1 protein-coding gene (cut by a window edge) is annotated in these 26,692 nt (G+C 75.0%); it reads right to left on the reverse strand.

Annotation, left to right across the window (positions count from 1 at the left end; all coding sequences use genetic code 11):
- Positions 1 to 26,692, reverse strand: partial view of an SDR family NAD(P)-dependent oxidoreductase gene (locus OG494_RS13715; protein WP_328455580.1) — the 3' portion only. It continues 950 nt past the right edge of the window; the window shows 26,692 of its 27,642 coding nt (coding positions 951–27,642); its start codon lies beyond the right edge, outside the window; the stop codon is at positions 1 to 3.

The following is a 26,692-nucleotide window of genomic DNA, read 5'->3' on the forward strand; positions in this document are numbered from 1 at the left end:
TCAGTCCCAGTCGGCGCTCAGCTTCTCGTCCAGGAGGGCGAAGACGTCTTCGTCGCTGGCGGCGTCGAAGTCGAAGCCGTCGCCGTCCTCCTGGCGGGCGCTCCACGTGCCGCGCAGCTGCTCCAGCCGGGTCGCGATCTCCTCGTGCGAACCGGGGTCGAGCACGACCTCCTGCAGCACCTTCTCCAGCCGCGCGAGGTCGGCCAGGATCGCCTGCTCCGGCTTCTCCTCCGGGGCGACCAGTTCCGCGAGGTAACCGGCGAGGTCGCGCGGGGTCGGCTGGTCGAACGCCAGGGTCGCCGGCAGCTGCAGCCCGGTGACGCCCTCCAGCCGTCGCCGCAGTTCGACCGCCGTCAGCGAGTCGAAGCCGAGTTCGGTGAACGCCTGGTCCGCGCCCACGACGTCCGCCGGTCCGTGCTCCAGCACCACGGCGACCGCGTCGGCGACGACGTCGAGGAGCACTTCGATCCGGTCCGCCGGGGACAGCCCGGCCAGCCGCGGCGCGAGGTCCGCCCGCGCCGGAACCGACGACACGGTCCGCCGCGGCGGCACCAGCTTCCGCAGCACCGGCGGGACGTCCTGCCCGCGCAGCAGCGGCAGGTTCAGGTGGACCGGCACGGACAGGGGTTCGCCGCCGGCGCGGACCGCGTCGAACACGGCCAGCCCGTCTTCGGCGGCGAGCAGATCGACGCCGGCCCGGGCCAGGCGCCGGATTTCGGTGTCGGGCAGGGCGGCGGTCATGCCCGCCTCGGCCGTCCACGGGCCCCACGCCAGCGACACCGCGGGCAGGCCGTGGGCGTGCCGGTGGACGGCGAGGGCGTCGAGGAACGCGTTCGCCGCGGCGTAGTTGGCCTGTCCCGCGCCGCCGAAAGTGCCGGCGAGGGACGAGAACAGCACAAAACCCGCGAGATCCTGCCCGGCGGTGAGTTCGTGCAGGTGCCACGCGCCGTCGGCCTTCGGCCGCAGCACCGTCCCGAACCGGTCCGGGGTCAGCGAGCCGAGGACGCCGTCGTCGAGCACTCCCGCGGCGTGCACGACGGCCGTGAGGTCGACGCCCTCGAGCAGAGCGGCCAGCGCGGCGCGGTCGCCGACGTCGCACGCGGCGACGGTCACCGAGGCCTCCAGCGCGCGGAGGTCGTCTTCGAGGCCGGCCTCGGCGGTGCCGGATCGGCTGACCAGCAACAGTTTCCGCTGCCCGGCCGCCGCGAGCCGGCGTGCCACGAGCGCGCCGAGACCGGCGGTGCCGCCGGTGATCAGGACCGTGCGGTCCGGGTCCCACTCGGTGACGTCGGCGCCGGTGGTCGCCCGATCGAGCCGGGCCGCCGACGCGGCACCGTCGCGAAGGGACAGTTCCGGCTCCCCGGCGCCGAGGAAGTCCCTCACGGGCAGCGAACCATCGGAGTCGGCCAGGACGAACCGGCCCGGATTCTCCTGCTGCGCCGAGCGCACCAGGCCCCACACCGCGGCGGCCGCGAGGTCGTCGCCGGTCAGGGCCCCGCTGGTGCGCAGGACGAGCACGTCGTCGAACCGCGGATCCGCCAGCCAGGCCTGCAGCAGCGCCAGGACGTCGGTGGTCGCGGCGCGGGTCGCGGCCGTCGGGTCGCCCGGATACGCCGGGACCGTGACCACGACCGGACCGTCGGTGCCGAGCGCGGCCAGGTCGTCGAGCGCGCGGGCCGGGTCGGTCAGGGTGTGGTCCGGGGCCGTCACCTCGGCCGCCGGAGCCGCGGACAACGGGGCCCAGGTGAGCCGGTACAGGTGGTTGGCCTGGCGCTGGCCGGCGGCCGGTTCGCGGACCGTCAGGCCGTCGACCGACACCACGGAGGCGCCCGCCGGGTCGGTGACGGTGATGCTGATCGTGTCCGGGCCCGCCGGGGCCAGCCGGACCCGCAGGTCCGCCGCGCCGGGCTGGTGCAGCGAGACGCCGCGCCAGGTGAACGGCAGCGCAGGCTTGCCGTCCGGGTCGGCGACCATGGTCGGGTGCAGCGCGGCGTCGAGCAACGCCGGGTGCAGCCCGAACGCGCTCGTCTCGGGATCGTCGAGCCGCACGTCGGCGAACAGTTCGTCATCACGCCGCCACAGCGCCGTCAGGCCCTGGAACACCGGGCCGTAGGCGAAGCCGCGGTCGGCCAGTTCGGCGTAGGCGTCGGTCAAGTCGACCGGCGACGCTCCGGCGGGCGGCCACTCGCTCGTGTCGAGCCCGGGCATCGGGGTGGCCGGGGCCAGGACACCGGCGGCGTGCCGGGTCCAGGTGCCGCCTTCGAGCAGGGAGTGGATCTCGACCGGCCGGTTCCCCGCGTCGTCGGCCGGACCGGCCGAGACCTGGATCGTGGCCACGCCGTCGTCGGCCAGGACCAGCGGTGCGAGCAGCGTCAGCTCGTCGACGCGGTCGCAGCCCACCTGCGTCCCGAGGTGGCGGGCCAGTTCGAGGAACGCCGTGCCGGGCAACAGGATCGAGCCGAAGATCGTGTGGTCGGCCAGCCACGGCTGGGTGGCCGGGGAGAGCCGGCCGGTGCAGACGGCGCTCCCGGACGCGCCCAGGTCGAGCACCCCGCCGAGCAGCGGGTGCCCGGCCGCGCCCCGCGCGTCACCCTGACGCACGGGCGGCCAGAACCGGCGGTGTTCGAACGGATACCCCGGCAGGTCCGCCCGCGGCCCGGAGCTGTCCCAGGCGATGTCGACGCCGGAGACGTACAGCTGCGCCAGCGCGGTCAGGAACGTCCGCTCCTCGTCGCGGTCGCGGCGCGCCACCGGGACGACGAGCGCGCCCGGGACGTCGACCAGGCTCGCGAGCACCGCGTCCGGGCCGACCTCGACGAACCGCGTCACACCGGACTCGGCGAGGCGGTCGACCGCGTCGGCGAACCGCACCGCGTCGCGCACCTGGCGGACCCAGTACTCCGGCGACGTCACGTCGCCCGCCGCGATCATCGGCACGGCCGGCGTCGAAAACTCCAGACCCGCGACGACGTCGCCGAACTCGGCCAGCATCGGTTCCATCAGCAGCGAGTGGAACGCGTGTGACACACGCAGCCGGCGCTGCTTCCCGAACTTCGCCGCCACCGCCTCGACGGCGTCTTCCAGGCCGGACAGCACGACGGACTCGGGGCCGTTGACCGCGGCGATGTCCACGCCGGCGCCCAGTAGCGGCAGGACGTCCGCTTCGGACGCGCGGACGGCGATCATCACGCCGCCTTCGGGCAGCGCGCCCATCAGGCGCGACCGGGCGGAGACCAGCGTGCACGCGTCTTGGAGCGTCAGCACGCCGGCGATGTGCGCGGCCGCGATCTCCCCCACCGAGTGGCCCGTGACGAAGTCCGGGCGCACGCCCCGCGCCTGCAGGAGCCGCGCCGAGGCGACCTCGAACGCGAACAGCCCGGGCTGGGTGTACTCGGTGCGGTCGACGAGATCGGTCTCCAGCGCGGCCCGGACGTCCGGGTCCAGCAGGCCGAGGACCTCGTCGAACGCCGTGGCGAACACCGGGAACCGCTCGGCCAGCCGCCGGCCCATCCCCGGTCGCTGCGCGCCCTGTCCGGAGAACAGGAACGCGGTCGTCCCGGTCCGGGCGGTGCCCTCGACGACGTCGGCGGCGGTGCCGGACTCGACGTACGCCGCCAGCGCGGCCGCCGGGTCCTCGGAGACCACCGCGGCGCGGTGCGGGAACGGCGACCGCAGAGCCAGCGACCGGCCGACGTCGCCCGCGTCCAGGCTGCCGACGACGCCGGCGAGCCGCGCGGCCTGGTTGCGCACCGCGGCGGTGGAGCGTGCGGACAGTGGCCAGACCGCGAGGCCGGCCGTCGGCGCGGCGGGCGTCTCGGGAGCCTGCTCGATGATCACGTGGGCGTTCGTGCCGCTGATCCCGAACGACGAGATCCCGGCCCGCCGCGCCCGGCCGACCGCCGGCCAGCCGCGCGTTTCGCCGACGACCTCGACGGCACCGGCGTCCCAGTCCACATGGGACGACCGCTCGCCGACGTGCAAGGACTTCGGCACGATCCCGTGCCGCATCGCCTCGACCATCTTGATGATGCCCGCGACCCCCGCGGCGGCCTGGGTGTGCCCGAGGTTGGACTTCACCGAACCCAGCAGTAGCGGGGTTTCCCGCTCCTGACCGTAGGTGGCGAGCAGGGCCTGTGCCTCGATCGGGTCGCCGAGTTTCGTGCCGGTGCCGTGGGCTTCGACGACGTCGACGTCCGAAGTGGACAGTCCGGCGCTCGCGAGGGCCTGGCGGATGACACGCTGCTGCGAGGGACCGTTCGGGGCCGTGAGGCCGTTGGACGCGCCGTCCTGGTTGACCGCGGAACCGCGCACGACGGCGAGGATCTCGTGGCCGTTGCGGAGCGCGTCCGAGCGGCGCTCCAGCACCAGCAGGCCGACGCCCTCGGACCAGCCCGTGCCGTCGGCGTCGTCGGAAAACGCCTTGCACCGGCCGTCCGGGGACAGCCCGCGCTGACGCGAGAACTCCACGAAGGTGGCGGGGGTCGACATCACCGTGACACCACCGGCCAGCGCGAGGGAGCACTCCCCCGCCCGCAGGGCCTGGGACGCCCAGTGCAGCGCGACCAGCGACGACGAGCACGCCGTGTCCACCGTGACCGCCGGTCCTTCGAGGCCGAGCGTGTAGGCGACGCGGCCCGAGGCGACGCTCGGGGCGCTGCCGTAACCCTGCTGGCCCTCGTACTCGCCGCCGGTGAGGAGGCCGCCGTAGTCGCTGTACATCACGCCCGCGAACACGCCCGTCGACGAGCCGCGCAGGGTCACCGGGTCGATCCCGGCGTGTTCCAGGGCTTCCCACGACGTCTCCAGGAGCAGCCGCTGCTGGACGTCGGTGGCGACGGCCTCGCGCGGGCTCATCCCGAAGAACGCCGCGTCGAACTCGGCCGCGGCGTGCAGGAAACCGCCTTCGCGCGTGTAGGTCGTGCCCACGTGGTCGGGGTCCGGGTCGTAGAGCGTGCCGAGGTCCCAGCCGCGGTCGGCCGGGAAGCCGCCGATCGCGTCGGTGCCGGCCGCGACCAGATCCCACAGTTCCGCCGGGGAACCGGCGCCGCCCGGGTAGCGGCAGCCCATGCCGACGATGACGATCGGGTCGTCGTCGGCCGCGCGGACCGGCCGCGTCTCGACGGCCGTTTCCGTGGTGCCGACCAGTTCGGCGAGCAGGTGGGCCGTCAGCGCGGCCGCGTTCGGGTGGTCGAAGACGAGCGTCGTGGGCAGCCGCAGCCCGGTCGCCGTGGCGATCCGGTTCCGCAGCTCGACACCGGTGAGCGAGTCGAAGCCCATCGCCGAGAACGCCCGGCCGGGGTCGATCGACGTGCTGTCGGCGTGGCCGAGCACCGCGGCGACCTGGCCGGCGACCAGGTCCGCGACGACGTCCCGGCGTCCGGCTTCGGTGAGCCCGGCCAGCCGCCGGCCCAGTTCGCCCGTCCCGGACGTCTTGGCGCGCCTGGTCGTCGCGCGGACCAGCCCACGCAGCGGCGGGGCGACTTCGCCGGTCGCCGACGCGGCCGGGCGGACCGGCGCGAGCACCGGTGTCCCGGCGCCGAGCGCGGCGTCGAACAGCTCCAGGCCGTCTTCGGCGGTGAGGACCGAGATGCCGTCGCGGGCCATCCGGCGGACGTCGGCGTCGGTGAGGTCCGCCGTCATGCCGCCGGCGCCGGACCACGGGCCCCAGGCCAGCGACACGGCGGGCAGCCCGAGCGCGGCGCGGTGGTGGGCGAGCGCGTCGAGGAAGGCGTTGCCCGCGGCGTAGTTCGCCTGGCCCGCGCCGCCGATGGTGCCGGCGATCGAGGAGAACAGCACGAACCCGGCCAGGTCGGTGGTCAGCTCGTGCAACGCCCAAGCGGCGTCGACCTTGGGCCGCAGGACGCGGTCGAGCTGGTCGTCGGTGAGGGTTTCGACGGTCGCGTCGTCCAGGACGCCGGCCGCGTGGACGACGGCGGTGAGCGGGTGCTCGAGGCCGTCGATCAGGGCCTTGAGGGCGGCGCGGTCGGTGACGTCGCAGCGCGCGACGGTCACCTCGGCACCGAGGTCGATGTCGACCTGAGCGCTGCGGCTGACCAGCAGCACGTGCCGCATCCCGTGCTCGCGCACCAAGTGCCGGGCCAGCAGCCGGCCCAGTCCCCCGGTGCCGCCGGTGATCAGGACGGTCCCGTCGGGATCCCAGGTCCACGGCTCGGGCGTCACGTCGGCGCGCACCAGGCGCGGCACGGACAGTTCGCCGTCACGCACGCGGACCTGCGGTTCTCCGGCGGCGAAGGCGAGTTCGCCGTCGACGAGCAGGAAGCGGTCCGGGTGCTCGGTCTGGGCGGACCGGACCAGGCCCCACACGGCGGCCGCGGCGAGGTCCGTGCCGTCGGTGGCGCCGTGGGTGTGGAAGACCAGCTTCGCGTCGGCGAAGCGCGGGTCGGCGAGCCAGTCGCGGATCAGGGCGAGCGCACCGGCGGTGACTTCGCGGACGTCTCCCCCGGTGATCGGGACGACGACGTGGTCCGGTACCTCCGCCAGGTCGGCCAGCGTGCCTTCGAGGACCACGGACGATGTGCCCGGTGCGGCCGTCGCCGGGATCCAGTCGAGGCGGAGCAGCGCGTCCTTGACGGCGGACCGGGACCGGGCGATCGCCGCGGGGCGGAACGTCACGGCGTCGACCGAGGCGACGGGGGTGCCGTCGGCGTCCGCGAGGGCCAGGGAGACGGTGTCGGTCCCGGCCGGGGTGATGCGGGCCTGGAGGAACGACGCGCCGGTGGCGTGCAGGCGGATGCCCTGCCAGCCGAACGGCACGTGCGGGCGGGTGTGGTCGGAGGTGAGGGCGACCGCGTGCAGGACCGCGTCGAGCAACGCGGGATGCAGGCCGTACGCCCCGGTGTCCTCGTCCAGTTCGATCTCGGCGAAGACGTCGTCGCCGCTGCGCCAGAGCCGGCACAGGCCCTGGAACGCCGGCCCGTAACCGAGGCCGAGCGCGGCGAGCTTTGCGTAATCGACCTCGACCGGGGTCGCGTCGGCCGGGCGGGTCACGTCGAGCGTGGCCGTTCCGGCCGACGGCTCCAGGACACCGGTCGCGTGCCGGGTCCAGCTGCCGTGGTCGCCTTCGGCCCGGGAGAACACATCGACGTCGCGCAGTCCCGCGGCGTCCGGTGCGGCGACGCGGATCTGCAGGTGCGCCGCCGTGTCGAGGACCAGGGGCTCAAGGAGGGTCAGCTCGCGGACGGCCGGGCAGCCGGCCTCGTCGCCGGCGCGGCGGACGAGTTCGACGAACGCCGTGCCGGGCAGCACCGTCGTGCCGAGGACGGTGTGGTCGGCCAGCCACGGCTGGGTCCGCGTCGAGAGCCGGCCGGTGAACAGCAGCCCGGCGTCCTCGGCCAGTTCGACCGACCCGCCGAGCAGCGGGTGCCCGGGCGCGCCGAGGCCCAGCCCGGCCGGGTCACCGGCCGGGTCACCGGCCGCGACGCGGGCCTGCGGCCAGAAGCGCCGATGCTGGAAGACATACGTGGGCAAGGAAACCGGGCGTCCCTCGACCAGGCCGTCCCACGACACCGGCAGGCCGGAAACGAAGAGGCGGGCGAGCGCGGTCAGGAACGTGCGGGCCTCGTCGTGGTCCCGGCGCAGGGCCGGGACCACGACGGCGTCTTCGCCGACGACGTCGGCCGCGAGCCCGGCGAGCACCGCGTCCGGGCCGAGTTCGACGTACCGGTCGACGTCCCACGCTTCGAGGGCCCGCAACGCGTCGAGGTAGCGGACGGGCTCGCGCACCTGGCGGACCCAGTACCCGGGCGAGGTGACGATGCCGGCGGCCACGACCGGGATCGACGGCTCGTGGTAGGTCAGTCCCGCCGCGACGGCGGCGAACTCGGCGAGCATCGGGTCCATCAGCGACGAGTGGAACGCGTGCGAGACGCTGAGCCGCTTGGCGTCGTCGAACTGTTCCGCGACGGCCAGCACGGCGGCCTCCGGGCCGGCGATCACGACCGAGCGGGGGCCGTTGACCGCGGCCAGGGAGACGTCGTCGCCGAGCAGCGGGAGGACGTCGGCTTCGGTGGCGCGCAGGGCGACCATCGCGCCGCCCGGCGGGAGGGCCTGCATCAGCCGGCCACGCGCGGCGACCAGGCGACACGCGTCATGCAGGGAGAACACCCCGGCGACGTGCGCGGCGGCGATCTCGCCGATCGAGTGCCCGGCGACGTAGTCCGGGCGGACGCCCCGAGCGGTCAGGGCCTCGAACAGCGCGACCTCGACGGCGAAGAGCGCGGCCTGCGTGTGTTCGGTGCGGTTGAGCGCGGCGGCGTCGTCGCCCCACATGACCTCGCGGACCGCCGGGGCGAACCCGGCGAGGACAGTATCCAGCGCGGCCGCGAACACCGCGTCGGCCGCGGCCAGGTCCCGGCCCATGCCGAGGCGCTGGGAACCCTGGCCGGAGAACAGGAACGCCGTCCGGCCGGTGGTCTGAGCACCGGTCACGACGTCCGGGTGCGTGCCGCCCGCGGCGAGTGAGGCCAAGGCCGCGTCGTGGTCCGGACCGGCGAGGACGACGGCCCGCGCGTCGAAGCGGGACCGGCCCTGGGCGAGGGTCCACGCGATGTCGCGGTGGTCGGCGCCCATGACGTGCTCGCGCAGGACGGAAGCCTGGGCCCGCAATGCCTCCGGGGTCTTGGCGCTGAGCAGCCACGGCACGGTCGCGGCTTCGGGACGTGCGGCGGCAGGGGCCGGCGCCGCGGGCTGTTCGAGGATGACGTGAGCGTTCGTTCCGCTGATCCCGAACGACGAGACGCCGGCGCGGCGCGCGCGACCCGCGTCCGGCCAGGCAGTTTCGGCGGTGATCAGCTCGACGGCGCCCGCGGTCCAGTCGACGTGCTTCGACGGTTCGGTGACGTGCAGCGTCCGCGGCACGACGCCGTGACGCATCGCGTGGACCATCTTGATGATCCCGGCCACGCCGGACGCGGCCTGGGTGTGCCCCAGGTTCGACTTGACCGACCCCAGCAGCAGCGGGGTCTCCCGCTCCTGACCGTAGGTGGCCAGCAGGGCCTGGGCCTCGATCGGGTCGCCGAGTTTCGTGCCGGTACCGTGCGCTTCGACGACGTCGACGTCCGAAGTGGACAGTCCGGCGCCGGCGAGGGCCTGGCGGATGACGCGCTGCTGGGACGGGCCGTTCGGCGCGGTGAGACCGTTCGACGCGCCGTCCTGGTTGACTGCGGAACCCCGTACGACGGCGAGGATCTCGTGGCCGTGGCGCTGGGCGTCGGAGAGGCGCTCCAGGACCAGGATGCCGACGCCTTCCGACCAGCCGACGCCGTCGGCGCTGTCGGAGAACGGCTTCGAGCGGCCGTCGGCGGCGAGGCCGCGCTGGCGGGAGAACTCGACGAACGCCGCCGGCGTCGACATCACCGTGACGCCGCCCGCGAGGGCGAGGTCGCAGTCGCCGGCGCGCAGGGCCTGCGACGCCCAGTGCAGGGCGACCAGGGACGACGAGCACGCGGTGTCGACGGTGACGGCCGGGCCTTCCAGCCCGAGCGCGTACGACACGCGCCCGGAGGCGACGCTGCCCGCGCTGCCGCTGGTCTTGTAGCCCTCGACGTCCTCACTGCCGTCGAGCAGGCGGCTGTAGTCGCTGTACATCACGCCGGCGAACACGCCGGTCGCGCTGCCGCGCAGCGAAACCGGGTCGACGCCCGCGCTTTCCACCGCGGCCCACGACGTCTCGAGGAGCAGCCGCTGCTGGACATCGGTCGCGACGGCTTCGCGCGGGCTCATCCCGAAGAAGTCCGCGTCGAAGTCCGCGGCGTCGTGCAGGAACCCGCCGTGGCGGGTGTAGGACGTCCCGGCGTGGTCCGGGTCGGGGTCGTAGAGCGCGGCGACGTCCCAGCCGCGGTCGGCGGGGAACTCGCTGATCGCGTCGCCGCCTTCGCGAACGAGCCGCCACAGGTCCTCGGGTGACGCCACGCCGCCCGGGTACCGGCAGGCCATGCCGACGATGACGATCGGGTCGCCGTCCACGACACCGGTCGCGCGGACGGTCTCGACGGGAGCGTCGCCGAAGATCTCCCCGACGATGTGCGCGGCCAGGGCCCCGACGGTCGGGTAGTCGAACACGAGCGTCGCGGGCAGCCGCAGTCCGGTGGCGGAGTTGAGGCGGTTGCGCAGCTCGACGGCAGTGAGCGAGTCGAAGCCGAGTTCGGCGAAGGAGCGGGTCGGCGCGATCTTGCGGGTGCCGGTGTGGCCGAGGACGTGCGCGACCTCGCTGGCGACGACGACGCCCGCTTCCTGCAGGCGTTCCTCGGCGGACCGGGTCCGCAGGCGGCGTTCGAGCGCGCCTTCGGTGACCGCGAGGGTGCGGCGGGCGGGCGCGCGGACCAGGCCGCGCAGGGGGTGCGGGATGTCGTCGCGGGCCTGGAGGGCGGCGCGGTCGAGCCGGACCGGCAGCAGCACCGGCGCGGCCGCGGACAGGGCCGCGTCGAACAGCTGCAGGCCCTGCTCGACGGACAGGGGCGGGAAGCCGGCGCGGGCGAGGCGGTCGAGCCCGGCCTCGCCGAGGTCGGCGGTCATGCCCGTGGTCGGGACCCACGGGCCCCAGGCGAGGGAGACGGCCGGGAGACCCTGGGCGCGGCGGTGCGCGGCGAGCGCGTCGAGGAACGCGTTGGCGGCGCCGTAGTTGGCCTGCCCGGGGATGCCGAGGGTGCCCGAGACCGAGGAGAACAGCACGAACGCGGCCAGGTCGCCGGTCAGTTCGTGGAGCAGCCAGGCGGCGTCCGCCTTCGGCCGCCGCACGGTCGCGAGCCGCTCGGGGGTCATCGCTTCGAGCGGCGCGTCGTCGAGGACGCCGGCGGCGTGGATGACGGCGGTCGGCGGGTGGTTCGCCAGCAGGGCGGCGAGCTGGGCGCGGTCGGCGACGTCGCAGGCTTCGACGACGACGTCGGCACCGGCGGTCCGCAGCTCCGCCACGAGGTCCGCGGCACCCGGGCTCTCGGCCCCGCGACGGCTGACCAGCACCAGGCGCCGTGCCCCGTGCCCGGTCACCAGATGCCGGGCCAGGACGGCGCCCAGTCCCCCGGTGCCGCCCGTGATCAGGACGGTCCCCTCGGGCTCCCAGGCTCCGCCTTCCGTCGGCACGGCGGGTGCGAAACGGGCCGCGAGCAGTTTGCCGTCACGCAGCGCGAGCTGGGGTTCTTCAACGGCGAGCACCGCCGGCGGCAGTACAGAGCCGTCGAGTTCGAGGAGGCCGAAGCGGCCCGGGTGCTCAGCTTGCGCGGCCCGGACGAGACCCCACACGGCGGCGGCCGGGAGGTCGCCTTCGCGGGTCACGAACACCAGCTTCGTGTCGGCGTAGCGGTCGTCCGCGACCCAGCGCTGGGCCAGGTCGAGGGCTCGTTCGGCGAGGTCGGCCGCCGAGCCCGGCACGTCGGCCGGGTCGCCGGTCAAACAGGTGACGACGACGTCGGCGCGGTCGTCCAGCGCGGCCACTCCGATGCCGAAGGGATCGTCGCCCAGGAGCGCGACCGACAGCGAGGTCGCGTCCGGGATCGGCACCGGTGTCCAGTCGAGCTGGAACAGCGCGTCGTTGCGGCGCACGGCGTCCCGGGCGGCTTCGCGCACGACCAGGGAATCGATGGTCGCTACCGGGTCACCGTCGGCAGTGGTCAGGTCGAGCCCGATGCCGGGGGTCACCCGGACTCGCAGGGCCACGGCACCGGCGGCGTGCAGCGAGAAGCCCTGCCAGGAGAACGGCAGCTCACGCGCGGCCGGGGCGTCCGGGCGGAGCGTCACGGCGTGCAGGGCCGCGTCCAGCAACGCCGGGTGCAGGCCGAACCCGGCCGCTTCGGCGTGGTGGGCGGGATCCAGTTCGACCTCGGCGAAGACGTCGTCGCCGAGCCGCCAGGCCGCGCGCAGGCCGCGGAATCGCGGGCCGTACTCGAAGCCGTCCGCGGCGAAGGTCTCGTAGAAGCCCTCCAGGGGAACGGGAATCGCCTCCGGCGGCGGCCAGGCCGTAGTGTCCGATGTAGACACTGGGGTGGCCGGGCTCAGCGTGCCCGTGGCGTGTTCGGTCCAGGCGTCCGCGGCCCGTGAGTGGATGCCGACCGGACGGCGGCCGCGGTCGTCCGACTCGCCGACCCGGACCTGCACCTGGATACCGCCCTGCGGCGGCAGGACCAGGGGGACGGCCATGGTCAGCTCGTCGATGCGGGGGCAGCCGGTCTCGTCGCCGGCGCGGACGGCCATCTCCGCCAGCGCCGTGCCCGGCACCACGACCTGGCCGAACACGACGTGCTCGGCCAGCCACGGCTGGGTCCGCAGGGAAAGCCGGCTGGTCAGCACGACCTCGTCGGAGCCGGCGAGGCGGACGGTCCCGTCGAGCAGCGGGTGCCCCGGCGCGCCGAGCCCGTGCGACGTGGCGTCGCCGCCGGTCCGGGTGACCGGCGGCCAGAACAGCTCACGCTGGAACGGGTAGGTGGGCAGGTCGGTACGGCGGCCACCGGCCAGGGCCGGCGTCCAGTCGACGTCGGCGCCCGAGACTTGCAGCCGCGCGACGGCTTCGGTGAAGGCGATCTCCTCACCGCGGTCGCGGCGCAGCAGCGGCACCGCGACGGCGTCCGGTGCCACGTCCGCGACCAGCGCGGACAGCACTCCGTCCGGGCCTGCCTCGACGAAGCGGGACGCGCCCGCGGCCACCAGCGCCGTGACGCCGTCGGCGAACCGGACGGCGTCCCGCGCGTGCCGCACCCAGTGCTCGACGGTGGTGACGTCGGCGTCGGCGCTCACGGTGGAGACCAGCGGCAGGCGCGGTTCGTGGAAGGTCAGGCCCGCGAGGACGTCGGCGAAGTCCGCGAGCATCGGCTCCATGAGCGGCGAGTGGAACGCGTGCGAGACGGTGAGCCGCCGCGTCTTCTCGAACCGCGCGGCGATGGCGACGACCGCTTCTTCCGCCCCGGCGACGACGACCGAGCGCGGCCCGTTCACGGCGGCGATCGAGACGTCGGGGCCGAGCAGCGGACGCACTTCGTCCTCGGTGGCCTGCAGCGCGATCATCGCGCCGCCGGCCGGGAGCGCCTGCATCTGCGCGCCGCGGGCGGCGACGAGCGTGCACGCGTCTTCGAGGGACAGGACGCCCGCGGCGTGGGCCGCGGTGATCTCGCCGATCGAGTGGCCGGCGACGAGGTCGGGTTCGACGCCCCACGACGCGGCCAGTCGCAGCAGCGCGACCTGGAGGGCGAACAGCGCGGGCTGGGCGAACTCGGTGCGGTCGAGCGCGTTCTGGTCGTCGCTGCGGACGACGTCGGCGATGCGGTCGCCGAACCGCGCGAGCACGGCGTCGTGGGCCTCGGCGAACACCGGGAACCGCTGGGCCAGCTCATGGCCCATGCCGGTGCGCTGGCCGCCCTGTCCACTGAAGACGACCGCGGTGCGGCCCGGGACGACCTCGCCGGTGACGGCCGCGGGGTGCGATCCGAGTGCGGTCAGGGCGTCGGCGTGGTCGGCGAGTACGACAGCCCGGTGCGCGAACCGGGAGCGGGTCGTGGCCAGGGAGTGGCCGACGTCGAGGGGGTCGGCGGTCAGTCCGGCCAGCTTCGCGGCCTGGGCGTGCAGGGCCTCTTCGGACTTCGCGGACAGCACCCAGGGCACGACTTCCGGCCGGGGCGCTGCGGGGGCGGTCGGTGTGGCGGGCGGCTGTTCGACGATTGCGTGGGCGTTCGTCCCGCTGATGCCGAACGACGAGACGGCCGCGCGGCGCGGGCGGCCGGTCTCCGGCCATGGCATCGGCTGGGCGAGCAGCGTGACCCCGCCCTCGGCCCAGTCGACGCGCGACGACGGCGTCTCGGCGTGCAGGGTCCGGGGCAGCAGGCCGTGGCGCATCGCCAGGACCATCTTGATCACCCCGGCGACCCCGGCGGCGGCCTGGGTGTGCCCGAGGTTCGACTTCACCGAACCCAGCAGCAGGGGCGTTTCGCGGTCGCGGCCGTAGGTGGCGAGCAGGGCCTGGGCTTCGATCGGGTCGCCCAGCGACGTCCCGGTGCCGTGGCCTTCGACCGCGTCGACGTCCGATGTGGACAGTCCGGCGTTGGCGAGGGCCTGGCGGATAACGCGTTGCTGCGACGGGCCGTTGGGCGCGGTGAGGCCGTTCGAGGCGCCGTCCTGGTTGAGCGCGGAGCCGCGGACGACGGCCAGCACCGGGTGCCCGAGCCGTTGCGCGTCGGACAGCCGTTCCAGCAGCAGCATCCCGGCGCCTTCGGACCAGCCGGTGCCGTTCGCGCCGTCGCCGAAGGAGCGGCAACGGCCGTCTTCGGACAGGCCGCGCTGGCGGGAGAACTCGACGAACGTCGACGGCGTGGACATCACCGTGACGCCGCCGGCCAGCGCCAGGTCGCACTCCCCCGACCGCAGCGCCTGCGCGGCGAGGTGCAGCGCGACCAGCGACGACGAGCACGCCGTGTCGACCGTGACGGCCGGGCCTTCCAGGCCCAGCACGTAGGACACCCGGCCGGAGGCGACGCTGCCCGCGCTGCCGCTGGTCTGGTAGCCCTCGGCGTCCTCGCTGCCGTCGAGCAGGCGGCTGTAGTCGTGGTACATCACGCCGGCGAAGACGCCGGTGGCGCTGCCGCGCAGCACGACCGGGTCGATCCCGGCGCGCTCGATCGCCTCCCACGACGTCTCCAGCAGCAACCGCTGCTGGACGTCCGTGGCGACGGCTTCACGCGGGCTCATGCCGAAGAACTCGGCGTCGAACTGGCCGGCGTCGTGCAGGAACCCGCCGTGGCGGGTGTAGGACGTGCCGGCGTGGCCGGGGTCCGGGTCGTAGAGCGCGTCCAGGTCCCAGCCGCGGTTCACCGGGAACTCGGAGATGGCGTCGCCGCCGTCGTTGATCAGGTCCCACAGCTGCTCGGGCGTGGTGACGCCGCCGGGGTAGCGGCAGCTCATGCCGACGATGACGATCGGGTCGGTCGTGGTCGCGGCTTTGCGGACCTCGCTGACCGGCGCGTCGGCGTCGAACAGCTCGGCCAGGAGGTGCTCGGCCAGCGCCGTGACGGTCGGGTGGTCGAAGACGAGCGTGCTCGGCAGCCGGAGTCCGGTCGCCGCGGCGAGGCGGTTGCGCAGGTCGACGCCGCTGAGCGAGTCGAACCCCAGGTCGGAGAACGCGCGCCCGGGCTCGATCGCGGCCGCGTCGGCGTGGCCCAGGGCGAGGGCGACGTGGGTGGCGACCAGGCCTTTCAGCGCGTCGGCGCGCTCGGCGACGGGGAGCTGGGCGAGCGTGCCGGCGAGGTCCCCGGCGGCCGCGGTGGCCCGGCGGCGGGCGGGGCGGACGAGGCCGCGCAGCACGTGCGGGATCGCCGGCTGCCGCCGCACGGCGGCCAGGTCGAGCGGCAGGGGCAGGACGGCGGGTTCGGCGCTGCCGCGAGCCGCGTCGAACAGCGCAAGACCGTCCTCGGTGGACACCGGCGGCATGCCCGCTTCGGCGAGGCGCCGCAGGTCGGTGTCCGAGAGCGTCGCCGTCATGCCGCTGCCGGACTCCCACGGGCCCCAGGCGAGCGAGCGCGCGGGCAGGCCGTCGTGGTGCCGGCGGCGGGCCAGGGCGTCGAGGAAGGCGTTGGCGGCGGCGTAGTTCGCCTGTCCCGCGCCGCCGAACGTGCCGACGACCGAGGAGAACAGCACGAAGTCGGTGAGGGCGCTGCCGGTGGTCAGCTCGTGCAGGTGCCAGGCGCCGTCGGCCTTCGCCCGCAGGACCTGCTCGAAGCGTTCGGGGGTGAGGGCGGCGAGGGTGCCGTCGTCGAGGACGCCGGCGGCGTGCACGACGGCGGTGATCTCACGGCCGTCCAGGAGCTTCTCGACGGCGTCCCGGTCGCCGACGTCGCACGCGGCGACCTCGACGTGCGCGCCCAGCGCGGCCAGGTCGTCGAGCAGGCCGGGCGCGGTGCGGCCGGACCGGCTGACCAGCAGGAGGTCACGGCGCCCGCGTGCGGCGAGGTGTTTCGCGACGGCGCTGCCGAGGCCGCCGGTACCGCCGGTGATCAGGACGGTGCCGTCCTGCTCGTCGATCTCCTGCGGTGTTTCGGTGATCCGGGCGAGCCGGGCGGCGTGGACCTGGCCGTCGCTGATCTTGAGCACCGGTTCGCCGGTGGCCACGATCGCCGTGGTCAGCGGTGTGGAGTCGTCGGTGTCGACGAGCACGAAGCGGCCGGGGTGCTCGGCCTGGGCGGAGCGGACGAGCCCCGCGGCGGCCGCGGCGACCGGATCGGTGCCATCCCACGCGCCCCGCGTGACGACGACCAGGGTGGCCGCGCTGTCCCGCGTCAGCCAGTTCTGCAGTTGCGTCAGGACCCGGCCGGTCTCGCGGCGCAGGGACAGCGGCACGGCACGCAGGTCTCCGGCGACCGGCCAGGCCACGAACTCCGGCGCCTCCGTCAGCGACGCGGGATCCTCGGTCTCGAAGACCGGGTCCGCCGCCGGCACCGGGATCGGCGTCCAGTCCAGGCGCAGCAGGGAGCGGGCCTGCGTCCGGGCGGCCGGGCCGGTGCGGCGCAAGGTGAGGCGGTCCACCGTGACGACCGGGGTGCCCGACGGGTCGGCGGCGGTGACGCGGATCGCGTCGCCGTCGCCCGGGGTGAGCCGCACGCGCAGGGCGGACGCGCCGGTGGCGTGCAGGGAGACGCCGTGCCACGAGAACGGGACGCTGCCCGTGAAGTCGGGGCTCAGCAGGGAAACCACGCGCAGGGTCGCGTCGAACAGGGCCGGGTGCAGGCCGTAGGCGTCCGGCTGGTCCGTGCTCGGGAGCGCGACCTCGGCGAAGATCTCGCCGTCGCGGCGCCAGGCGGCGGACGGGCCGGGGAACGCGGGGCCGTACCCGAGGCCGTCTTCGGCGAGCCGTTCGGTCAGGCCGGTCAGGTCGAGGGGTTCGGCGTCGGCGGGCGGCCAAGCCTCGAAGTCGGCGGGGGCTGCGGTGTCCGGGACGAGCCAGCCCGCGGCGTGCCGGGTCCAGGGGTCGTCGGTGCTGCCGTCGGTCCGGGACGAGAACGTGAACTCGCGGGCGCCCGCGTCGCCGGGGGCGCTGATGCGCAGCTGGAGCTGCCGTCCGCTCGACTCGAGGACCAGCGGGGCCTCGATGGTGAGTTCTTCGACGCGCTCGCAGCCGAGGTCGGCGCCCGCGGCGAGGGCGAGTTCGACGAACGCGGTGCCGGGCAGGACGGTCTCGCCGTGCACGGTGTGGTCGGCGAGCCAGGGCCGGGTCGCGGTGGTGAGCAGGCCGGTGAGCACGACGCCGCCGTCGTCGGCGAGGTCGAGCGCCGCACCCAGCAGCGGGTGCCCCGCCGCGGCCAGGCCGGCGCCGCGGAGGTCGCCGGTGGCGCGCGCGGCGGGCCAGAACCGCGTGCGCTGGAAGGGATAGGTGGGCAGGTCGACGACCCGCGCGCCGCGGCCGGCGAACCAGCCGGCCCAGTCGACGGTGGTCCCGGCGACGTGCACCCGGGCGAGGGCTTCGAGGACCGCCACGGTCTCGGGACGGTCCCGGCGGAGCACCGGCGTGACGACGGCGTCCGCGTCGACCATCCCGGTCAGCACGGCGTCCGGCCCGACCTCGACGTACGTCGTGACGCCGGCGTCGGCGAGCCGGCCGAGGGTGTCACCGAAGCGGACGGTGGCGCGGACGTGTTCGACCCAGTACTCCGGCGACGTCACGTCTCCGGCGGCGATGATCGGCAGCCGCGGCTCGTTCAAAGTCAGGTCGGCGACGACCGTGCGGAAGTCGTCGAGCATCGGGTCCATCAGGTGCGAGTGGAAGGCGTGGCTGACCTTGAGCCGGGTGGTCTTCTCGAAGCCGGCCGCCACCTCCAGCACGGCGGTCTCGGTGCCGGACAGCACGACCGAGCGGGGGCCGTTGACGGCCGCGATGTCGACGCCGTCGGTGAGCGCCGCGCGCACGTCCTCTTCGGACGCCCGCACCGCGACCATGGCGCCGCCCGGCGGCAGGGCCTGCATCAGGCGGCCACGCGCCGACACCAGGGCACACGCGTCTTCCAGGGACAGGACACCTGCGACGTGGGCGGCCGCGATCTCGCCGATCGAATGGCCGGCGACGTAGTCGGGACGCACCCCCCAGGTGTCGAGGAGCCGGGCGAGCGCGACTTCGATGGCGAACAGCGCGGGCTGGGCGGTTCCGGTCTCGGCGATCAACGCGGGATCCGTGCCCCAGATGACGTCCCGGAGTTCCGGGTCGAAGTGCGTCAAGACCTCATCGAGGGCCTGCGCGAAGACCGGGTATTCCTCCGCCAGCTCGCGGCCCATGCCGAGCCTCTGGGCGCCCTGGCCGGTGAACAGGAAGGCGACGCTTGGTGCCGCCGCTTGTCCTCGGGCCGCCTCCCGCACGCCGTCCGGCGTCGCCAAGAGGACGGCTCGGTGGGCGAAGGTCGCGCGGGTGGTGACCAGGGAGTATCCGGCGTCGAGCGGGTCGAGCCCGGCCAGCCGCTCGGTCTGCGCGTCGAGGGCGGCGTCGGAGCGGGCCGAGAGCACCCACGGCACGACCGGCGGGACCGGCCGCGGTTCGGGGGTGTGCGCGGGCGCGGGGGCTTCGATGACGACGTGGGCGTTGGTGCCGCTGATCCCGAACGACGAGATCCCGGCCCGCCGCGCCCGGTCGACCGCGGGCCAGTCGCGGGCCTCCGCAACCAGCTCGACCGCGCCGGTGTCCCACTCGACGTGGGACGACGGCGTCCCGGCCCAGAGCGACTTCGGGACGACGCCGTGACGCATGGCGAGGATCATCTTGATGATGCCCGCGACGCCGGCGGCGGCCTGGGTGTGGCCGAGGTTGGACTTGACGGAACCCAGCAGCAGCGGCGTTTCGCGGTCCTGGCCGTAGGTGGCCAGGAGAGCCTGGGCCTCGATCGGGTCGCCCAGTTTCGTGCCGGTGCCGTGCGCTTCGACGACGTCGACGTCCGAAGTGGACAGTCCGGCGCCCGCGAGAGCCTGGCGGATGACACGTTGCTGCGACGGGCCGTTCGGGGCGGTGAGGCCGTTCGACGCGCCGTCCTGGTTGACCGCACTCCCCCGCACGACGGCGAGGATGCGGTGGCCGTTGCGGAGCGCGTCCGACTGGCGCTCGAGGACCAGGAGGCCGACGCCTTCGGACCAGCCGGTGCCGTCGGCGTCGTCGGAGAAGGACTTGCAGCGCCCGTCGCCGGCGAGGCCGCCTTGGCGGGCGAAGTCGAGGAAGGTGGCCGGGGTGGACATCACCGTCACGCCGCCGGCCAGCGCGAGGGAGCACTCCCCCGACCGCAGCGCTTGCGACGCCCAGTGCAGCGCGACCAGCGACGACGAGCACGCCGTGTCGACCGTGACGGCGGGGCCTTCCAGGCCGAGCGCGTAGGAGACGCGGCCCGAGGCGACGCTGCCGGCGGTGCCGTTGACGTCGAAGCCGCGCGCGTCCGGGTCCTGCCCGGCGGCGACGGCCGCGTAGTCGTGGTACATCACGCCGGCGAAGACGCCGGTGTCGGATCCCTTGAGCGACAACGGGTTGATGCCCGCCTGCTCGAACGCCTCCCACGACGTCTCCAGCAGCAGCCGCTGCTGCGGATCGGCGCTGAGCGCGTCACGCGGGGAGATGCCGAAGAAGTCGGCGTCGAACTCGGCGGCGCCGTGCAGGAAGCCGCCGGCGCGGGTGAAGTCCGTGTCCGGGACGTGCCAGCCACGGTCGGACGGGAAGTCGGTGATCCCGTCGCGGCCCTCGGTGAGGAGGTCCCACAGCTCGTCCGGCGTGGCCACGTCACCCGGGTAGCGGCAGGCCATGCCGACGATGACGATCGGATCGTCGGTGCGCGCGGCGGCTGTGGTCCGGGTGAGCGCCGGGCTGTCGCCCTCGACCAGGGACTTGAGGAACGCGCTGACGGCGTCCGGGGTCGGGTGGTCGAACACGAGGGTGGCGGGCAGCCGCAGCCCGGTCGTTTCGGCGAGACGGTTGCGGAGTTCGACCGACGTCAGGGAGTCCAGGCCGAGTTCGCGGAAGGTCAGGGCCGGGTCGACGCCGGCCGGGGAGGCGTGGCCGAGGACGTTCGCGACGGTGGTGACGACGACGGCGCCGAGGTCGGTCGCGGGTTGCCCGGTGGCGACGGCGGCGCGGCGCGGGCGCGGCGGGACCAGGCGGTGCAGGACGGGCGGCACGGAGTCGAGGGCCCGCAGCGCGGCGCGATCGAGGTGCGCGGCGACGACGACCGGGTCTTGTCCTTCGAGCGCGGCGTCGAACCAGGCGAGGCCGTCTTCGACGGAGTGCGTCGGCAGGCCGGCGCGGGCCATCCGCCGCAGTTCCGTGTCGGACAACGTCCCGGTCATGCCGCTCTGCTGCGCCCACGGCCCCCACGCGAGCGCCCGGCCGGACAGCCCGGCTTCGACTCGGACGCGGACCAGCTCGTCGAGGGCCGCGTTGGCCGCGGTGTAGGCGCCCTGGCCGCCGTTGCCGAGCACGCCGAAGACGGAGGTGAAGACGACGAAGTTCGCGAGGCCCGGCAGGAGTTCGTGCAGGTGCCAGGCGGCGTCGACCTTGGGCGCGAGGACCCGGGCGAGGCGCTCGGGGGTGAGGGCGTCGAGGACACCGTCGTCGAGGACACCCGCGGCGTGGACGACACCGGTGACGGGGTGCTGGGCGAGCAGAGCGTGGAGCGCGCCGCGGTCGGAGACATCACAAGCGGCGACAGTGACCTCGGCGCCGTGTTCGGTGAGTTCGGCGGCCAGTTCGGCGACACCGGGAGTGCCGGCCCCGCGGCGACCGGCGAGCACGAGCCGGGTGACCCCGTGGCGGGTGACGAGATGCCGGGCGACGTGGGCGCCGAGCCCGCCGGTACCGCCGGTGATCAGAACAGCCCCATCACCCCAGCCGACTGCGGCCGGTTCCGCGGGGGTCGGTTCGGCGACAGTCGCAGATTCGTCGGCCGCGGCCGGTTCGGCGACGGCGCCGACCGCAGCCGGGCCGGTCGCAGGTATGGGGGCGAGCCGGGGTACCTCCACCCGACCTCCGCGCACGCGGATCTGGGTCTCCCCCGACTCCGGCAGCGCGGCCAGGGCCGCCGCCACCACCGTCTCGTCCACTTCGGACTGTGCGTCTTCCAGCGACAGCAGGGAGAACCGGCCCGGGCGTTCCGCCTGGGCCGAGCGGACCAAGCCTTCCGCGGCTGCCGCGGCCGGGCCGCCTCGGGTCACGAAGACCAGCTGGGCTTCGTCCTCCAAGTGATCACGCAGGTGACCCAGCACCGCCGACGTCACCAAGCGGATGCCGTCCGGGACCGGGAGTCCGACCGGGTCCGGGACCGGGACCACGAGCACGTCGGCCGCCGAGGGCACCGCGCGGCGGCCCGGCAGCAGCGCACCCAGGTCGTCCGGGCCCACCGAAGCCCACGTCAGGTCCGCCGGCGCGCCGAGGTCCTTGGGCGTCCACTCCACGCGCAGCAGCGGCGGTGGACCCGCCGGCACCGGGTCGGCCGGGGGGCGCAGGACCAGGGACCCGACCGTCGCGACCGGGGCGCCGGAGGCGTCGGTCAGCGACAGCGTCACCGTGTCCGGGCCCAGGCGGCGGATCCGCAGCCGCAGCGCCGACGCGCCCACCGCGTGCAGTGCGACGTCCGACCACACGAACGGCAAGCGAGCGCGTGGTTCGGCGTCCAGACCCAGGAACGGGACCAGGTGCAGCGCCGCGTCGAACAGCGCCGGGTGCAGCAGGTAGCCCTCGGCGTCACCGGCGGCGGACGGCAGGGCCAGGTCCGCGCACAGGTCCTCGCCCTCGTGCCACGCCGCCTGGACGCCGCGGAACGCGGGACCGTAGTCCAGGCCGGCCGCGGCCAGGGTGCGGTACATCTCCTCGACGTCGAGTGGCGCGGCCGCGGGGGCCGACGACGTCAGGACCGGCGCGGCGGCCGACGGCGCCAACCGGCCGGTCGCGTGCCGTGTCCACGAACCCCCGGGAGTGCGCGAGTGGACGGCGACCTCACGCCGTCCCGCCGCGTCGGGGCCGCCGACGCGGACCCGGATGCTCACGCCGTCGCGCTCCAGCGGCAGGGGCGCGGTGACCGTCAGCTCGGCGAGCGCGCCGCAGCCCAGTTCGACGCCCGCGCGCAGGGCCAGCTCGACGAACCCGGTGCCGGGGAACAGGATCCGCTCTTCGACGACGTGGCCGGCCGGCCACGGCAGCGACGTCGGCGACAGGTGGCCGGTGAAGACCGAACCGTCGTCGCCGGGCAGCTCGACGGCCGCGCCGAGCAGCGGGTGCCCGGGCCGGTCCAGGCCCAGCTCCACCGGGGCGGGACGCGCGGTGACCCAGAAGCGCTCGTGCTGGAAGGGGTACGTCGGCAGCGCGACGCGACGCGCGCCCGTCCCGGCGAAGTAGGCGTCCCAGTCCAGGGGGACGCCGAGCAGGTGCAGCCGGCCGAGTGCGGCGGCGACGGCCGGTTCCTCGGCGCGGTCGGCACGCAGCAGCGGCACGGTCGCCGCGCCGGGCAGGGCCCGCGCGATCATGCCCGACAGCGTGGTGTCCGGGCCGATCTCGACGAACGCCTCGGTCCCCGCGGCCTGCAGTGTGGTCACGGCGTCGGCGAACCGCACGGTCGCGACGACCTGCTCGACCCAGTACCCGGGGTCGGTCAGCCCGGGCTCGATCCGGCCGGTGACCGTCGAGACGACCGGGATCGACGGCTCGTGGAACGTCAAGCCTTCGGCGACGCGGCGGAAGTCGTCGAGCATCGGGGCCATCAGCGGCGAGTGGAAGGCGTGCGACACCGAAAGCCGCCGCGTGTCCTCGAACGCCGAAGCAACCTGCAGAACCGCATCCGTGACGCCGGAGATCACCAGCGACGTGGGGCCGTTGATCGCGGCGATCGTGACGCCGTCGGCCAGCAGCGGCCGGACCTCGTCCTCGGACGCGCGCAGCGAGACCATCGCGCCGCCCTCGGGCAGCGCCTCCATCAACCGGCCGCGCGCGGCGACCAGCGTGCACGCGTCGGCCAGCGACAGCACACCGGCGACGTGGGCCGCGGCCAGCTCGCCGATCGAGTGCCCGGCGACGTGGTCGGGACGCACCCCGAGCGATTCGGCGAGGCGGAACAACGCGACCTCGAGCGCGAACAATGCGGGCTGCGCGGTGCCGGTCCGGTTCAGGACGGCGGCGTCGTCGGTGCCGATCGCGGCGTCGAAGTGGCCGATGACCTCCTGGTACGCGGCGGCGAACACCGGGAACCGGGCGGCGAGCCCGGCGCCCATGCCGACGCGCTGGGTGCCCTGGCCGGCGAACAGCACCGCGACGAGCGGTTCGACCGGCGGCGCCGTCCCGCGGGCGACCTCGGCGACGCCGTCGGGTCCGGCGAGCAGCACGGCCCGCCGGTCGAACGAGGACCGCGTGGTGATCAGCGAAGCGCCGACGTCGACCGGATCCGCGTCGACCGCGCGCAGCTGCTCGACGGCCACGTGGAGAGCGTCGTCGGACTGCGCGGACACGACCCACGGCACCACGGCCGGGACGACGTCGCGTGCGGGCTCGCCCACCTCGAAAGCCGGCGCCTGTTCCAGGATCACGTGGGCGTTGGTGCCGCTGATGCCGAACGACGACACCGCGGCGCGGCGCGGCCGCTCCCCCGCCGGCCAGTCACGCGCCGCCGTCGCGAGTTCCACCGCGCCGGCCGTCCAGTCCACGTGAGACGACGGGACGTCGGCGTGCAGCGTGCGCGGCACCGTTCCGTGGCGCATCGCGAAGATCATCTTGATCACGCCGGCCACCCCGGCCGCGGCCTGGGTGTGCCCGATGTTCGACTTCACCGAGCCGAGGACCAGGGGGCTCGGGCGGTCCTGGCCGTAGGTGGCCAGTGCGGCCCGGGCTTCGATCGGGTCGCCGAGGCGGGTGCCGGTGCCGTGGGCTTCGAGGACGTCGACGTCCGATGCAGCCAGTCCGGCGTCGCCGAGGGCCTGGCGGATCACGCGTTGCTGCGCGAGGCCGTTCGGGGCGGTGAGCCCGTTGGACGCGCCGTCGGAGTTGACCGCCGACCCGCGCACCACGGCGAGGACATCGTGGCCGAGCTCCCGGGCGCGGGAAAGCCGTTCGACGACGACCATGCCGACGCCTTCGGCCCAGCCGGTGCCGTCGGCGCCGTCGCCGAACGCCTTGCAGCGGCCGTCTTCGGACAGCCCGCCCTGCTTGGCGAACTCGACGAAGATGCCGGGTTCGGCCATCACCGTGACGCCGCCCGCGATGGCCAGGGACGTCTCGCCGGACAGCACCGACCGGACGGCCAGGTGCAGCGCGACCAGCGACGACGAACACGCCGTGTCCACCGTGACCGCGGGCCCTTCGGTGCCCAGCACGTACGCGAGCCGGCCGGAGACCAGGCTCGGCGAGGTGCCGGTGAGGACGTAGCCCTCGGCGTCGCCGGTCGCTTCGGCGAGTTTCGGGCCGTAGTCCTGGGCGGTGGCCCCGACGAACACCCCGGTCGGCGTGCCGCGCAGGGACAGTGGCGCGATGCCGGAGCGTTCCAGGGCCTCCCAGGCGACTTCGAGGACCAGCCGCTGCTGCGGCTCCATCGACTGCGCTTCGCGCGGCGAGATGCCGAACAGGCCGGCGTCGAAGCCGGCGACGTCGTCGAGGAACCCGCCGGGACGGCCGGTGTCCAGGACGGCGGCGGGCCAGCCGCGGTCGCCCGGCATGGCCGCGATCGCGTCGACTTCGCCGTCGACGAGGCGCCACAGGTCTTCGGGCGAGCGGACGCCGCCGGGGTACCGGCAGCCGATGCCGACCACGACGACCGGGTCGGCCGCGCCCCCGGTGGCCGGCGCGGGCGCGGCGGCTTCGGGCAGCACGCCGGCCAGGTACCCGGCGAGGTCGCGGGCCGTGGGGTGGTCGAAGACCTCGGTCGTGGCCAGCGTCCGGCCGGTGGCCGCGCCGACGCGGACCGCGAGGTCGACGTTCATCGCCGAGTCGAAGCCCAGTTCGCGGAAGGAGGTGTCGGGGTCGACGCCGCCGGTGACGCCGAGGACCGCGGCGGCCTCGCCGCGCACGAGCCGCAGCAGGTCGCGATCGGCCGGCGGCGCGGGTGCGGTCCGGGCGGGCTCGGGCGTGTCGAACCAGTGGCGCTCCCGGTCGAAGGCGTAGGTCGGCAGGTCCAGCACCGCGCCGCCGCCGGTCACGGCGGTCCAGCCGACGTCGATGCCGTGCACGTACAGCCCGGCCAGGGCCGTGACGACGCCGTGCTCCTCGGAGCGGCCGGACAGCGAGGCCCGCACGGTGACGGGTGCGCCGTGGCCGTCGAGGGACGCGCGGACGAGCGAGGTGAGCGTGCCGTCCGGGCCGAGTTCGAGGAACGCCGTGACGCCTTGGCGCCCCAACGTCGTCACGGCGTCGGCGAACCGGACCGTGTCGCGCGCCTGCCGGACCCAGTAGTCCGGCGACTGCAGCTGCGCCGCGCTCAGCGGGCGGCCGGTCACGGTCGAGACGACCGGCAGGGTCGGGGGCCGCAGGTCGAGCTGGTCGACGACGCCGCGGTACTCGGCCAGCATCGGGTCCATCAGCGGCGAGTGGAACGCGTGGCTCACCGGCAGCCGCGTCACCTTGCGGCCGTCGGCTTCGCACCGCGCGGCCAGGGCCAGCACCGGCTCTTCCGGCCCGGCGACGACGACGGACGCGGGGCCGTTGACCGCGGCCAGCACGACGTCGCCGGTCAGGTGCGGCTCGACCTCCCCGGCGGCGGCGCGGATCGAGACCATCGCGCCGCCGGCGGGCAGCGAACCCATCAGCCGGCCGCGGGCGGTGACCAGCATGCAGGCGTCGTCCAGCGACAGGACGCCGGCGACGTGCGCGGCGGCGAGCTCGCCGATCGAGTGCCCCGCGACGAACGCCGGGGCGACACCCCACGACGCGAACAGCCGGTACAGCGCGACCTCGAACGCGAACAGCGCGGGCTGGGTGTGCCCGGTCTCGTCGAGCACCGCGGCCTCGGCCGAGCCCTCCTCCGCGAACAGGACGTCCCGCAGCGGGCGTTCGGTGTCGCAGCGCGCGCAGATCGCGTCGATCACGTCGGCGAAGACGGGGAACCGCGTGTACAGGTCACGCCCCATGCCGGGCCGCTGGGCGCCTTGACCGGGGAAGAGCACGGCCAGGCGGGGAGCGTCGGTGGCCGTGCCCGAGACGACGTCGGCGGCCGGATCGCCGGCGGCGAGGGCGGCCAGGGCGGCGGCCCGGTCGGCGGCCAGGACGACGGCGCGGTGCGGGAAGGCGCTGCGCGTGGTGACGAGGGAATGCGCGACGTCGAGCGGGGCCGCGTCGAGGGTGCTCAGCTCGGCCGCCTGGCCGCGCAGGCCGCCCGGCGTGCGGGCGGACAGGACCCACGGGACGACCGAGCCGTCCGTGCGGGTGCGTCCGGTCGGCTCGACCCGCTGCGGCGGGGCGGACAGGACGAGGTGGCAGTTCGTGCCGCCCATGCCGAAGGACGAAACACCGGCGTAGGCCGTCGCCTGGGGCCACGATTCGACGTCGGAGGTGACGCGCAGGCGCCACTCGTCGAAGCGGATGGCCGGGTTCGGGTGGTCGTGGTTGCGGCTGGGCGGTACCTCGCCGTGGGCCAGGGACAGCGCGACCTTCAGCAGGCCGGCGATGCCCGCGGCGCCTTCGAGGTGGCCGATGTTGGTCTTCACCGAGCCGACCCACAGCGGGTCGTCGCCGGGCCGGCCGGGCGCGAACACCGCGCCGAGCGCGGCCGCT

It is taken from the genome of Amycolatopsis sp. NBC_00438, assembly GCF_036026695.1.
In the GTDB taxonomy this organism is placed as follows: Bacteria; Actinomycetota; Actinomycetes; order Mycobacteriales; family Pseudonocardiaceae; genus Amycolatopsis.